This window comes from Nocardia sp. BMG51109 (assembly GCF_000526215.1).
GTDB lineage: Bacteria > Actinomycetota > Actinomycetes > Mycobacteriales > Mycobacteriaceae > Nocardia.
Genome location: NZ_JAFQ01000004.1, coordinates 1,546,701 through 1,560,018 on the forward strand (window position 1 = coordinate 1,546,701; position 13,318 = coordinate 1,560,018).

At 69.3% G+C, this 13,318-nt stretch carries 15 protein-coding genes; 3 read left to right on the forward strand and 12 right to left on the reverse strand.

The window, feature by feature from the left end; all coding sequences use genetic code 11:
* Positions 1-90: 90 nt before the first annotated feature.
* Positions 91-624, reverse strand: a complete 534-nt coding sequence (locus D892_RS0108215) for a MarR family winged helix-turn-helix transcriptional regulator (RefSeq protein WP_369801739.1) — start codon at positions 622-624, stop codon at positions 91-93.
* Here D892_RS0108215 and D892_RS0108220 point away from each other — a divergent pair.
* Positions 575-1,633 (forward strand): substrate-binding domain-containing protein, encoded by a 1,059-nt coding sequence (locus D892_RS0108220; RefSeq protein ID WP_024800780.1) that lies wholly within the window; start codon positions 575-577, stop codon positions 1,631-1,633. The genes D892_RS0108215 and D892_RS0108220 overlap by 50 nt on opposite strands.
* Positions 1,634-1,703: 70 nt before the next feature.
* On the opposite strand, the gene D892_RS40715 is transcribed toward D892_RS0108220, so the two are convergent.
* From D892_RS40715 to purS, 3 genes are all read right to left on the reverse strand, one after another.
* Positions 1,704-1,889 (reverse strand): hypothetical protein, encoded by a 186-nt coding sequence (locus tag D892_RS40715; protein WP_024800781.1) that lies wholly within the window; start codon positions 1,887-1,889, stop codon positions 1,704-1,706.
* A 108-nt stretch (positions 1,890-1,997) separates the two neighbouring features.
* Complete coding sequence (purQ, locus tag D892_RS0108230) at positions 1,998-2,675, reverse strand: phosphoribosylformylglycinamidine synthase subunit PurQ (protein ID WP_024800782.1); 678 nt, start codon at positions 2,673-2,675, stop codon at positions 1,998-2,000.
* A complete protein-coding gene (gene purS / locus D892_RS0108235) occupies positions 2,672-2,908 on the reverse strand; it encodes a phosphoribosylformylglycinamidine synthase subunit PurS (RefSeq protein ID WP_024800783.1) in 237 nt (78 codons plus the stop codon). The genes purQ and purS overlap by 4 nt, the downstream gene beginning before the upstream one ends.
* 95 nt (positions 2,909-3,003) lie before the next feature.
* Between purS and D892_RS0108240 the strand changes: the two genes are divergently transcribed.
* Entirely contained in the window at positions 3,004-3,648 is a 645-nt protein-coding gene (locus D892_RS0108240) for an MBL fold metallo-hydrolase (protein ID WP_024800784.1), read from the forward strand.
* Positions 3,649-3,656: 8 nt separating this feature from the next.
* Here the strand turns inward: D892_RS0108240 and D892_RS0108245 are convergent, their stop codons facing one another.
* The 4 genes from D892_RS0108245 to D892_RS0108260 form a co-directional block, all read right to left on the reverse strand.
* Positions 3,657-5,069 (reverse strand): glutamate decarboxylase, encoded by a 1,413-nt coding sequence (locus tag D892_RS0108245; RefSeq protein WP_024800785.1) that lies wholly within the window; start codon positions 5,067-5,069, stop codon positions 3,657-3,659.
* A gap of 201 nt (positions 5,070-5,270) precedes the next feature.
* Entirely contained in the window at positions 5,271-5,972 is a 702-nt protein-coding gene (locus D892_RS0108250; protein WP_024800786.1) for a DUF2334 domain-containing protein, read from the reverse strand.
* 130 nt (positions 5,973-6,102) lie between these two features.
* Positions 6,103-8,355 carry a S9 family peptidase gene (locus tag D892_RS0108255; RefSeq protein WP_024800787.1) on the reverse strand — a complete coding sequence of 751 codons (2,253 nt, stop codon included), beginning with the start codon at positions 8,353-8,355 and terminating at the stop codon, positions 6,103-6,105.
* A gap of 104 nt (positions 8,356-8,459) precedes the next feature.
* On the reverse strand, positions 8,460-8,675 hold the full coding sequence (locus tag D892_RS0108260) for a hypothetical protein (protein ID WP_156959430.1): 216 nt from the start codon (positions 8,673-8,675) through the stop codon (positions 8,460-8,462).
* Between the two features lie 585 nt (positions 8,676-9,260).
* Here D892_RS0108260 and D892_RS48415 point away from each other — a divergent pair.
* On the forward strand, positions 9,261-9,485 hold the full coding sequence (locus D892_RS48415) for a DUF397 domain-containing protein (protein WP_024800789.1): 225 nt from the start codon (positions 9,261-9,263) through the stop codon (positions 9,483-9,485).
* Between the two features lie 15 nt (positions 9,486-9,500).
* Here the strand turns inward: D892_RS48415 and D892_RS0108275 are convergent, their stop codons facing one another.
* The 4 genes from D892_RS0108275 to D892_RS0108290 form a co-directional block, all read right to left on the reverse strand.
* Entirely contained in the window at positions 9,501-10,460 is a 960-nt protein-coding gene (locus tag D892_RS0108275) for an alpha/beta hydrolase family protein (protein ID WP_024800790.1), read from the reverse strand.
* A 138-nt stretch (positions 10,461-10,598) separates the two neighbouring features.
* Positions 10,599-11,033 carry an HIT family protein gene (locus tag D892_RS0108280; RefSeq protein WP_024800791.1) on the reverse strand — a complete coding sequence of 145 codons (435 nt, stop codon included), beginning with the start codon at positions 11,031-11,033 and terminating at the stop codon, positions 10,599-10,601.
* A gap of 40 nt (positions 11,034-11,073) precedes the next feature.
* Complete coding sequence (gene purB, locus D892_RS0108285) at positions 11,074-12,495, reverse strand: adenylosuccinate lyase (protein WP_024800792.1); 1,422 nt, start codon at positions 12,493-12,495, stop codon at positions 11,074-11,076.
* Positions 12,496-12,552: 57 nt separating this feature from the next.
* The gene (locus D892_RS0108290) at positions 12,553-13,239 is read right to left on the reverse strand and encodes a TetR/AcrR family transcriptional regulator (RefSeq protein WP_024800793.1); all 687 of its coding nucleotides are present in this window, start codon (positions 13,237-13,239) and stop codon (positions 12,553-12,555) included.
* Positions 13,240-13,318: the final 79 nt, after the last annotated feature.

A 13,318-nucleotide genomic window follows, 5' to 3' on the forward strand; every position in this document is an offset into this window, starting at 1 on the left:
GCCGACGGGATCGGCTCCGCGATCCCGGCATAAACCCGCATTCACACCGCCCCCGCACGGTGAGCGAAGCCGAACCTGTTGCCCGCCGGATCAATCGGCGACCGGCACCTCGGCGACCAGTTCGAGCAGGCGCATCAGTTCGGCATGGTTGCGGGCGCCGATCCGCTTGCGCAATTCCTCCTCCACCCGCGCCTCCTCGGCCCGCACCGAATCGACCAGTTCCGCACCGCGCCGGGTCAGCCCGATGAGGATGCGCCGACGATCGTCCTCGGCCGCGATGCGGAAGATCAGGCCGCGTTCGGCCAGCGCATCGGCATGACGGGTGGCCGACGAGGGCGGCAGTTGCGAGCGTGCGGCCAGCTCGCTCATCGTCACACCGACCTGGTCGGACAATTTCGACAGCATCGACCATTGGTCGGCCGAGAGCTGCCTGGCACACAATGCCGCATCCAGGTGACGTAACCAACTGCGTTCAGCGGCTCGCAGTGCCCCGTGGAGCGTGGCGAATCCGCTTACAATGGTCGACATATTTACCCGCCCATCATTTCGCTCGGACCAAGAAGAAGGGTACCGAATGTTCGCCTCGCGCGAGAGTCCGGACGATACGATCGAGGTCCTCAACATCGTCCCGCTGCAGGGTTCCGGTGGAATTGTGGCCCCATCGTGCGATGCCGCAATTTCGCTCGCCGTCGAGGAGATCAACGGTGGCGCGGGAATTCTCGGCCGCGAGGTGCGGGTGACGACGGTCGACGGCGGACGTCGGCCGCACGAGGTGGCGACGGAGGTCGCGGCCCTGCTGGCCACCGGGATGGTGCACGCGATCACGGGCTGGCACATCTCCGCGGTGCGCCGCGCCGTCGCCCGCGCGGCCGACGGCCGCGTCCCCTACTTCTACGCCACCACGCACGAGGGCCTGGCGGACGAGATGCCGGGGGTGCTGATGATCGGCGAGAATCCCGAGGGCCATGCCCTCGCCGCCATGAGCTGGCTGCGCCGCGAACTCGGCGCCCGCCGCTGGGCGATCATCGGCAACGACTACATCTGGCCGCGCGTGACGGCCGCGGTCATCCGGTCCGCGCTGGCCGGCCCCGAGTCGATCGAGCTGGCGCGGTTCGTCCCCCTCGGCACCGCCGACTTCGGCAGCTTCCTCGACGATCCCCGCCTCGATCGGGTCGACGGCATCATGATGCTGCTGGTCGGAACGGACGCCGCGCGGTTCAACCGGCAGTTCGCCCGCACCGGACGCGCCGGCCGACAGATCCGGGTGAGCCCGGCCGTGGACGAGACGGTGCTGCTCAGCGCCGGTGCCTCGGCCAACGAGAACCTCTACGTCAGTTCGTCGTTCTTTCCCGATCCGGACCGGCTGGAGCGGTACCGCGCCAAACACGGCGAATTCGCGCCGCAGCTCACCTACTTCGGCAACACCAGCTACGAGGCGATGCACACGTTGCGCGCCGTCGCGAAGACCGCCGGCAGCCTGGAGGTGCCGCGGATCCACGCCGCCCTGACGGCCGACACGGTGCTCGCCACGCCATCGGGCGAGCGCAGCTTCCGCGGCAACCAGGCCATCCAGTCCGCCCAGATCGCCCGCGCCGAGGGAGTCGACCTGCGAATCCTCGGCCGGATCGACTGATCCGGACCGCCGCCGGCTGGGACACGGGCGGCGAATTCGCCCGCCGCGGTAGGCGATTCGAGTGGCCGGTCTACGCAGGGTGCAGCACCCTGCGCAATTCGTCCGTGTGCTGGTCGGCGAGTTCGGGCCGTCCGTGGTACTGGGCCGGAGTGTTGTGGAACAGCGCCACCTGCCATGTCCCGCAACGATGCTGGGCGACCAGCGACTGGACGGCGTTCGCGTCGGGATTCAGGTCGTCGCGGCCGGGCGGGACCATTCCGGCGAGGGCGCGGAGGACAACCCCGTCGCTCGACGACTGCTCCTCGCGAATCTGCCTGTCCCGAGACCCGCCCTGGACCGAGACCGCCCCTGGACCGAGACCAGCCTAGACCGTGACCAGGGAGTCGATCACCGACAGGAAGATGCCGAGGCCGTCGTCGGTCGGACCCGTGAGCGGTTCGGTGGCGTGCTCGGGATGCGGCATCAGGCCGACGATGCGGCCGTCGGGCGAGGAGATTCCGGCGATGCCGCGCTGCGAGCCGTTCGGGTTGTCGCCGGCGTAGCGGAACACCACGCGGCCCTCGCCCTCCAGCTCGTCGAGCACCGGCTCCGCGGCCTGGTAACGGCCCTCGGCGTTCTTGATCGGGATCAGGATCTGCGCACCGGGCTCGTAGCGGGAGGTCCAGGCCGTGCCGGTCTGCTCCACCCGCAACCACTGATCGCGGCAGACGAAGTGCAGGCCCTCGTTGCGGGTCAGCGCGCCCGGCAGCAGGCCCGCCTCGCACAACACCTGGAATCCGTTGCAGATGCCCAGCACCGGCATGCCCCGCCCGGCCGCCGCGATCACTTCGCCCATCACCGGAGCGAATCGGGCGATGGCGCCCGCGCGCAGGTAGTCGCCGTAGGAGAAGCCGCCGGGGACGACGACCGCGTCCACGCCCTTCAGGTCGGCGTCGGCGTGCCAGAGGCTCACCGCCTCGGCGCCGGCCAGCCGCACCGCGCGGGCGGCATCGACGTCGTCGAGGGTGCCCGGAAATGTGATGACACCGATGCGCGCGCTCACGACAGCCGCACCACCGTCCAGTCCTCGATCACCGTATTGGCCAGCAGCTGCTCGGCGATCTTCGCGAGCTCCGCATCGTCCACGGCGTCGTCCACGTCGAGTTCGAACCGCTTGCCCTGCCGCACACCCGAGACACCCGGAAAACCCAGACGCCCGAGCGCGCCGACGATCGCCTGACCCTGCGGATCCAGGATCTCGGCCTTCGGCATCACCTCGACCACGACTCGTGCCACGCGCTGCTCCTCAAGCTGGTGGGGGATTACCTGAACAGCGTAATCGGGGTCGTCGGCGCCCGTCGCGCCGGGTGCTTCGGCGTTACGGTGAAGGTATGCGCATAGCCCACTTCGGTCATTCCTGCGTCCTGGTCGAGATGAACGGCGCGACGATCCTGTTCGATCCCGGCACCTTCTCGCACGGCTTCGAGGGCATCACCGGACTCGACGCTATCGCGATCACCCACCAGCATCCCGACCACATCGACCCGAACCGGATCGAGGCGCTGCTGGAGAAGAACCCGCAGGCCCGGCTGCTCAGCGATCCGCAGACCGCGCTGCAGCGCGGCGAGCCCTGGGAGCCGGTGCGGGCCGGACAGCAACTGTCGATCGGCGACCTGCGGATCACCGGCGGCGGCGGGCGGCACGCGGTGATCCACCCCGAGCTCCCGGTCATCGACAACACGGTGTTCCAGCTCGGCACCCCGGACGATCCGGCCCAGTTCGTCCACCCCGGCGATTCGCTGTGGGTGCCGCCCGTCCGGGTCGGCGTTCTGGCCACCCCCGCGGTCGCGCCCTGGATGAAGATCAGCGAGGCCGTCGACTACCTGCGCGCGGTCGGCCCCCGCACCGCCTTCCCGATCCACTACGGCATCATCGCCCCCGAGGCGCAGGGCATCTACTTCGGCCGCCTCTCCGAAATGCGCGGCGCCGACACCGATTTCACGGTCATCCAGCCGGAAGACCACGCCGAACTGTAATCACGCGCTCAGTCGATCCCGGCCGCGCGCCGCACCTGAGCGGTAGCGACCGCCGGGGTCGCGCTGTGGGTGAAGCCGCCGGCCTCCTGCCGGGTGAGCGAAACGCTCGGCGGGTGCCGGTCGATCTGGTCCATCGCCCGCCGCAGATCGGCCAGCAGCAGATCGGCCATGTCGTGGCTGAAGCCGTGCCGGACCAGCACGCGCATGACGGTCTCGTCCTGCCGATCGGCGGGCAGCGGATAGGCCGCGACCAGCCAGCCGCGAGTGCGCAGCCGGTCGGACAGATCGTAGAGGTTGAAGGTCGCGCCCGCGCGCAGCGTCCACGACACCGCCGCGATGCCGTGCAGCGGATCGCCGTCGTGCATCAGCTCGAACGGGCCGAGTTCGGCGATACCGGCCGCGAGGCGCCGCGCCGCCGCGTAGGCGGCCGACTGCACCCGGGCGTAGCCGACCCGGCCGAGCCGGATGAACTCGTAGTAGGAGGTGACCACCTGCCCGCCGGGCCGGGAGAAGTTGAGGTTGAAGGTGGCCATGTCGCCGCCGAGATAGTCGACGTCGAACACCAGTTCCGCCGGCAGATCGGCGGCCTCGCGCCAGATCGCCCAGCCCACCCCGAGCGGTGCCAGACCGGTCTTGTGGCCGGAGGCGTTGATCGACCTCACCCGCGGTAATCGGAAGTCCCACACCAGGTCCGGCGCGGTGAACGGCGCGAGGAAGCCGCCGCTGGCGGCGTCGACGTGCAGCGGGATGTCCAGCCCGGTCCGCGCCTGAAGCTCGTCCAGCGCCCGGCTGACCCCCGCGACGTCCTCGAACAGGCCGGTGAAGGTCTGCCCGAAGGTCGGCACCACCATGATGGTGTTCTCGTCGCAGTGCGCGGCGACATCGTCCGGATGCATCGTGAGCCGGTCGCCACGCAGGGGAATCTGCCGGATGTCCACGTCGAAATACCGCGCGAACTTCTCCCAGCAGACCTGGACCGGACCGCAGACGAAATTCGGAATGCCCCGGCCGCCGCCCTTGCGCCAGCGGAACTTCGCGGCCAGCCCGCCGAGCATCGCCGCCTCGCTGGAACCGGTGGTCGAGGTGCCCATCGCACCGGCGGGGCCGGGCGCGTGCCACAGATCGGCGAGCATCCGCACGCAGCGCCGCTCCAGCTCGGCGGTCTGCGGATACTCGTCCTTGTCGACGATGTTCTTGTCGAGGGACTCGTTCATCAACCGGCGCGCCTCGTCGTCGACCCAGGTGGTGCAGAAGGTCGCCAGGTTCATCCGGGAGACGCCGTCGATCAGCAGTTCGTCGTGGACGATCTGGTAGGCGGCCTGCGGGAACATCTCCGATTCGGGGAAGGTGGTCTTCGGCGCGCCCGACTCCAGCGGGGGCTGCGCGAACAGGTCGTCGGATTCGGTAGGACGGTCGGGCATCCTCGCCTCCTGGGCGTGTGGGTCTATCCGATTGCCACACCATCGAGGCTACCTGCCATCAAACCCGAAAACTTCCCCCTACGACAAGGTTTGTCATCCGATACGTCGATTGCGAACAGTTAACCAACCATTGCGGAACGAGCAGTTCAGCCCGGACCCGTGCTGTTCCTCGCGAGCTGTGCCGGGTAGCGCCGCCGAGGGTCAGGCGGCCCGCGCGGCGGCGAACGGCTCCCAGCGGTAGACATCCGGGACCGCCTCGTGGAACAGGGCCAGGTCGACGGCGTCGAGCACGGCCTGCCGCGGGGCGGAGCGGTTCAGCTGCGCGGCCGAGATCGCCAGGCGCAGCAGGCCGGCGCGACGGGCCGTGCGCGCGGCGCTCATCACCATCGCGTGGCACCACCACGGTTCGGCCCGGAAGCCCTCGCCGATGCCGTGCACCCAACCACGCTGCGCCACATCGCGTTCCAGATCGTGGATGGCGGTCAGGCTCAGCGCGACACGGAAACCCACGTCGGGCAGGGCGGCGATCGCCCCCTCCGAGGCGGTCCAGCGCGGCGCCGCGAACAGCCGCGTCCGCAGGCCCACACCCTCCATCACCCGGTCGGCGGCCATCAGCCGCAGGCGCGCCTCGTGTTCGGGCAGCGCCGCGAACTCCGCGCGGCGGCGCTTGGTGGCCGCCTGGTCGTAGCCGTGCAGCACGATCGCATCACCCGACTCGCGCCGCGACCGCAGCCAGTCCTGCGTCCGGGGATCGTCGGCGAGCCGGTACTTACCCTTCAACCGCGGCGCGACCAGCAGCGAGAGCCGGACGTCGCGCCGATCCATCTCCTCGGCGAAGGCCGCGGCCGCCGCGCGGGTGGTGTCACGGATGCCCGAGACGGAGACGATCAACTGTGCACGCATGGTGCGCGTACCCCCTTTCGGTGCTGCCCACCACACTCACTGTGGGTGCACCAGGTGTCGGCACCGTGCTGCGCGGGTGACGCGGCGACGAATTCGCGCTACCGAATCGGCTGATCATCCGACGACAAGGTCAACGAACGGTCTCCGGCGCGGGCCGCACCTCCGCCAGCCCGAGAGTGTCCAGCACCCAGGCATATTCGAAGGCGACCTCGCGCCACTTCTCGTAGCGGCCGCTGACACCGCCGTGCCCGGCGCTCATCTCGGTCTTCAGCAGCAGCGGCGCATCGCCGGTCTTGGTCGCGCGCAGTTTCGCCACCCACTTGGCCGGTTCGACGTACAGCACCCGGGTGTCGTTCAGGCTGGTGATCGCCAGGATCGCCGGATAGTCCTTGGCCTCGACGTTCTCGTACGGCGAGTAGGACTTCATGTACTCGTAGACCTGCTTGTCCGCCAGCGGATTTCCCCACTCGTCCCATTCGATGACGGTCAGCGGCAGCGAGGGATCCAGGATCGAGGTGAGTGGGTCCACAAACGGCACATTGGCCAAAATGCCGGTGAACAGTTCGGGGGCGAGGTTCGCGACGGCGCCCACCAGCAGGCCGCCGGCGCTGCCGCCGTCGGCGATCAGCCGGTCGGACGCGGTGATCCCGGTGTCCACCAGATGCCGTGCGCAGGCGACGAAGTCGGTGAAGGTGTTCTTCTTGGTGAGGGTCTTGCCGTGCTCGTACCACAGCCGGCCCATCTCGCCGCCGCCGCGCACGTGCGCGACGGCGAACACCGCACCGCGGTCGAGCAGCGACAGCCGCGACACCGAGAAGCCCGGGTCGATGCTGGCCTCGTAGGAGCCGTATCCGTAGAGCAGCAACGGCTTCGGTGCCCTGCCACCGTCGCCGCCGTCCTTGCGCCACACCAGCGAGATCGGGATTCGGGTGCCGTCCTCGGCGACCGCCCAATCCCGGTGCTGCTCGTAGTCGTTCGGGTCGTAGCCGCCCAGCACCACCTGTTCCTTGCGCAGGATCAACTCGCCGGTCGCGGGAATGTAGTCGAAGACCTGCACCGGGGTGATGAACGAGGTGACCCCGAGACGCAGCGTCGGCTGGTTCCACTCCGGGTTGGACCCGACGCCGGCGGCGAACAGCTCCAGCCCGAACTCCAGTTCGCGCAGCTCACCGTAGCCCTCGGAGGTCAACGGCCACACCGCGACCCGCGACAGCGCCGCGCGACGGTAGGACAGCACGAGATGGTCGGCGAAGCAGTCGATGTCCTCGAGCCGCACATCGTCGCGGTGCGGGATGAGGATGTTCAGATCGGCCGGATCGTCCACGGGCGCGTCGGCGAGCACGAAGTTCTCCGCCTTCACGCCGTCCACGACGTCGTTGTGCAGGACCAGGAATCGGTCCCGCCCGCCGATGACCGCATGCTCGGCGGAGTACTCGACGCCCTCGCGCCGCGGCAGCAGCACCCGGAATTCGCCCTCGGGATCATCGGATTCGAGGACCCACCCCTCGGTGGTGATCTTCGACCCCACCCAGATCATCAGGTACTTCTCCGAGCGGGTGGCGCCGACGCCCACCCAGTAGCGCTCGTCCGGCTCGTGAAAGACCTTGACGTCCTGCTCTTTCGGCGTGCCCAGGCGGTGCCGCCACACGGTGTCGGGCCGCCACGACTCGTCGACGGTCTGATAGAAGACATGGGTGCCGTCCAGCGACCAGGTCGCCCCCGGCGCGGTGCCCGGCACCTCGTCGCTCAGCGCCGTACCGGTGCGCAGATCCTTGAACCGCAACACATATCGCTCGTCGCCGACGGTGTCCACGGAATAGGCCAGCAGGGCCCCGTCGTGGCTGATCGAGAACGCCCCCAGCGCGAAGAAGTCGTGCCCCTCGGCGAGTTCGTTGCTGTCCAGCAGCACCTGCTCGCCGGGAATCTCGATCGGGGCACTCGCCTCGGTATCGGTCCCCGCCGCCAGCCGCGGCGGTGTCCAGTCGTCCGGACCGGCGATCGGGCAGCGACAGTGCACCCCGTACTGCTTGCCCTCGAAACTGCGCGAGTAGTACCAGTGGTCACCCATCCGGGCCGGCACCGACAGGTCCGTCTCCTGGGTGCGCGCCTTGATCTCGTCGAAGATCTTGTCCCGCAACGGCCGCAGATGTTCGGTCCGGGCGTCGGTGTAGGCGTTCTCCGCCTCGAGATGCGCGATGACCTCGGGGTTGTCCTTGTCGCGCAGCCATTCGTAGTCGTCGACGAACGTGTCACCGTGATGCACCCGCTCGGCCGGCACCCGCTTCGCCGTCGGTGGGGCCGACTCGCCCTGCCGCGGCGGGGTTCCGGCGGATGCTGGGTCGCCGACGGTCGGGGGCGTTCCGGTACCACTGTCGAGTGCCATGCGCTCCACCGTAGTGCCCGGCATCCGTGATCAGGCCCGGAGGCGGCGGCAACATCGCAGAAACCCTGCCGGGCGCCGCCGGTTTCGGCCCCGGACCGGCCGGATTACCCCAGTCCGGGCGACCGCGGCACCGTGCCGCGCAGATCGCGCCCGTTCTCCTCGCGGGCCGAGCGGCGGGAGTCCATCAGGAAGTACAGGGCCGCCTTACGGCGCTGACACTGGTCGGTGGGGCAACTGCGGTGGATATGCAAGATGTTGTGGGCCTGCTCGACGGTGAGGTGCCGGGGCACCACCGCGCAACTGTCGAAGACGGGTGCCATGCGGTGCTCCATCCTTGTCGTGCGTGGGTGTGGCGCGGCGCACATTTCCCGGCTTGCGGGTTCGGTCGACGCCGTATATCCGCCACAGTGAGCTGGGTTTCCGATTCGCTTGCGGGGTAAACCACGAGAATGTCGTCATCCGGCGGCAAATGCCGCACATGTCCGACGGGATCCGAGATCATTTGCCGACACCCGGCCGTAACCGGCCGGTCACGACCGGTCGGCATCCCGGGTGCGTCGAGCACCGGCTCGCATACCGGGGCCGATCGTGACAACCGCCACGTTCATCCCGGCAACGGCATCGGTTACGGCGACGCCGGCACAGCGACCCGGACCGACCATTTCGAGCATGCCGGCCCCCTCCGGGCCCTCCCGGTTTCCGGTCGGGAATTCATTTCCGGATCGGGCCCGGAAAACCTTTCGGGGCCACTACACCGGGCAATTCTCCGGCAGATCCCCGAACTGCCCGAAAATGGCGAACCGCCATTCCGTCGCACCCGGATCTGCCGACCGGCTACTGTCGGGACGAATGCCGCCACGGCAGGCCGCGCGCCTCGCCCGGACACCGACCCCACAGGAGCAGATGTGGAAGCGAAGAACCGCGAGATCAACCCCGACGCCGTGTGGCACCGCAGCTCCGAGACCGGCGGCGTCGAGGTGGCCTTTCTCGCCAGCGGCAATATCGGCCTGCGCGACGCGAAGAATCCGGACGGGCCGACGCTGATCTTCACGCCCGGCGAATGGACCGCCTTCGTGGCCGGCGCCAAGGACGGCGAATTCAACCGACCCGGATCCACCGCCCACTCCTGATCCGCGCGCCTCTCCTCACGCACCGATGGCCGAGCCGACGAACGGCCACGACGCATGCAGCGTGTCCTGCCAGTACGACCAGGAGTGCGTGCCGACCGGGCTGCGGTCGACGTGGACGGGAATGTTCAACCCGCGCAGCCGCTGTTCGAACGATGTCACGCAGCCGTCCACGCCGGCCTCGATCGGGGCGCCGAAGAAGATGTTCTCCGGCAGCTGCGGCTTGATCTCGGTCTCGTGCGGACCGGGTATGCCGGTTCCGGTGGACAGGTAGATCATGGTGCCGCGCAGGCGGTCCGCCAGCAGCGCCGGATCGTGCTCGGCCCAGGCGGGGCCGCCGGGCGGGCCCCACATGTTGCCGGGATTCCCGCCGCGGTTGGCGATCGAGAACAGGATCGCCCCCTGCGCGATTCCCAGATCCGGGCAGGCGCTGTAGCCGGCGATCGCGTGGTACCGGCCCGGATTGCGCACCGCCAGCACGAAGGCCGCGATGCCGCCCATCGATAATCCGCCGATCGCGTCCGCGCCGCTGCCGGCGAACGTGGCGTCGATGATCGGCGGCAGCTCCTGGGTCAGGAAAGTCTCCCACCGGTAGCGGCCGAACCGCGGATCGTCGGCCTGCCAGTCGGTGTAGTAACCGGCCTGACCGCCCATCGGCAGCACCACGTTGACGTTCTTGTCGGCGAAGAACGGCTCGGCGTCGGTGGCGTTGGTCCAGGTGCTCTGTTTCAGCCCGGGATCGAGCCCGTCGAGCAGGTAGAAGGAGGGGCGCTCGCCCCCGCCGACCGGGTGCAGCACCTGCACCTGGATGACCCGGCCCATGGCGGGCGACTCGACGAACAGCGCCGATCGGGTCGGGCTCAGCTCATCGATGCCGACGATCCGGGCCGCGGCGGCACGCTGCGGCGGCCCGGCCCAGGTCCCGAATACACCCAACGCAGCAGCCAGCACAACAGCAGCAACAGAATTCCGCCGCATTTGCCACCTCCATCAGCCCACCACACCTACCGGAATGAAAAAGCTCATGCCCCGACAAACCGCAAGCACTGAATCTCTGGCGTTCGAATAGCAAACCACGTTTCCCGCGGAAACGCACCCCGGAACGGCGGCGGGAGGTTACTGCGGAACGGTGCGCTCCAATGCCCCGCGCACCGATGCCGCCAGATAGTCGAGATCCGCTCGGGGCGGGGTGGTCGGCCGGCCGCGCAGCCCGAAACCGTCACCGGGGGTGCGCGGAATGACGTGCAGGTGCACATGGAACACCTCCTGTCCGGCCGTCACGCCGTCGGCGAGGAAGAAGTTCACCCCGTCGCATTGCACCTCCGACGCGCGCAGCGCCGCGGCCAGGCGCTGACCCACCCGGAACAGCTTGCCGCCGATCTCCGGATCCAGCTCGGACAGACTGCGCGCCGGGATCTTCGGAATCACCAGCAGATGCCCGGGCGTCATCGGCCGAATGTCCATGAATGCCAGGACATCCGCGTCCTCGTACACCGTGGACGCGGGGGCCCGGCCGGCAACGATATCGGCGAAGATCGTGTACGGATCCATGACCGACCAGCCTACGGCCTTCCGGCCGCCGACACGTCGGCTACAGAATCGGTGACGGCGTGTATCGCGCGGCGTCCGGGTGGGCGTCGACCAGCTTCTGCACCTGGGCGACGACGTCGGTGACCTGCGCCTCGGCGGCACCGATGAAGACGGACTTGTCGGCCAGGGCGGCCTCCAGCGCCGCCCGGTCCAGCGGGAGCCGGTCGTCGGCGGCGAGCCGGTCGAGAAGATCGGGCTCCCGGCCCTGCTCGCGCATGGCCAGCGCGACCGCGACGGCGTGCTCCTTGATCACCTCGTGCGCGGTCTCCCGGCCGACGCCGGCGCGCACGGCCGCCATCAGGATGCGGGTGGTGGCCAGGAACGGCAGGTAGCGGTTCAGCTCGCGATCGATCACCGCAGGGTACGCGCCGAACTCCGCGAGCACCGTGAGGAACGTTTCGACCATTCCGTCTAGGGCGAAGAACGCGTCGGGCAGCGCGACGCGGCGCACCACCGAACAGAACACGTCGCCCTCGTTCCATTGCGCCCCGGCGAGTTCCGCGCCCATCGACGCGTATCCGCGCAGCACCACCTGCAGGCCGTTGACGCGCTCACAGGACCGGGTGTTCATCTTGTGCGGCATCGCCGAGGAGCCGACCTGGCCGGGCCGGAAGCCCTCGGTGACCAGTTCGTGCCCGGCCATCAGGCGCACCGTGTGCGCGAAAGACGAAGGGCCCGCGCCCAACTGGACGAGGGCAGAGAGCACGTCGTGGTCCAGCGAGCGCGGATACACCTGGCCGACGCTGGTGAGCACCGTGGCGAAGCCCAGGTGCCGCGCCACCTTCTGCTCCAGCTGGGCCAGCTTGGCCGGATCGCCGCCGAGCAGATCGAGCATGTCCTGCGCGGTGCCCATCGGGCCCTTGATACCGCGCAGCGGATACCGGTCGATCAGCTCGCGCAGCCTGGTCAGTGCGATCAGGACTTCGTCCGCGGCGCCGGCGAACCGCTTGCCGAGCGTGGTCGCCTGCGCGGCCACGTTGTGCGAGCGGCCGGCCATCACCAGGGCCTGATATTCGGTGGCCCGCTCGGCCAGCCGGGCGGCGACCGCCACGCCGTGCGCGTGGACGTGTTCCAGCGACAGCCGGATCTGCAGCTGTTCCACGTTCTCGGTCAGATCGCGGCTGGTCATGCCCTTGTGGATCTGCTCGTGCCCGGCCAGCGCGTTGAACTCCTCGATGCGCGCCTTCACGTCGTGCCTGGTCACCCGCTCCCGCTCGGCGATCGAGGCCAGGTCGACGCGATCGATCACCCGCTCGTAGTCGTCGACCACGCCCGGCGGCACGTCCACACCCAGTTCCGCCTGCGCCCGCAGCACCTCCAGCCACAGCCGCCGCTCGAGCACGATCTTGTGCTCGGGCGACCACAGCCGGACCAGTTCGGGGCTGGCATAGCGGGTGGCGAGGACGTTCGGGACAGCAGTCACGGCGGACAGTCTAGTGTTCGGCGGCCGACCGGCCGCCGCCGCTGCGCGCCCCGGGCGTCAGGCCGTGCTGTGCTGCGGCAGGTGCGGGGCGGCCGGATGCGGCGGCGGATGCGCGGGATGCGCGGGCGCCGGGTGCGGCGCGGCCGGCGGGGCTATCAGGTCGACCAGCTCCAGCAGGGCCCCGCGGGCCACCCGCCGCGGCTGCGGATCCTGTTCGGCCAGCGCCGCGACCACCGCGCCGTCGACCACCGCCACGAGCCGGCGCAGCTGTTCGATCCGCACCACCCGATCGGACCGGCGCAGCACATCGGCCAGCAGCTCCTCCAGTTGTGCCCGTAGTCGTAGCTGTACGTCCCGTAGTTCCGGGTGCCGGGCCGAGGCCACCGACCGCTCGTAGCGCGCGATCAGCTGACCGCGCTCGAACTCGTCGTGCCCGTCCACGCCGACCAGCAGGTCGAGCAGTAGGTCGACGGTCGCGTCGGCGCCGCGCCGGCGGTGAGTCACCTCCCCGACGCGGCGGCGCATCGCCTCGAGTTCGGCGTTGCCGCTGAACTCGACCGCGCGCGCGATCAGGTCCTCGAGGGACTCGAAGTAGTAGGTCGTCGACGCCAGCGGCAGATCCGCGCGGGTGGCCACCGAACGGTGGCGCACAGCGTCGAATCCGCCCTCGAGCAGCAACTCGGCGGCAGCCGCGACCAATGCTTGGCGACGCCGTTCGCCTTTCGGTGTCGTCGCGGTTATCACCGTGTCATCGTGCCAGTCATCATCGGTTCATCCGTGCCAAATCGGTGCGATCTATGACAATTCAGGTCCGCGTGGGCAA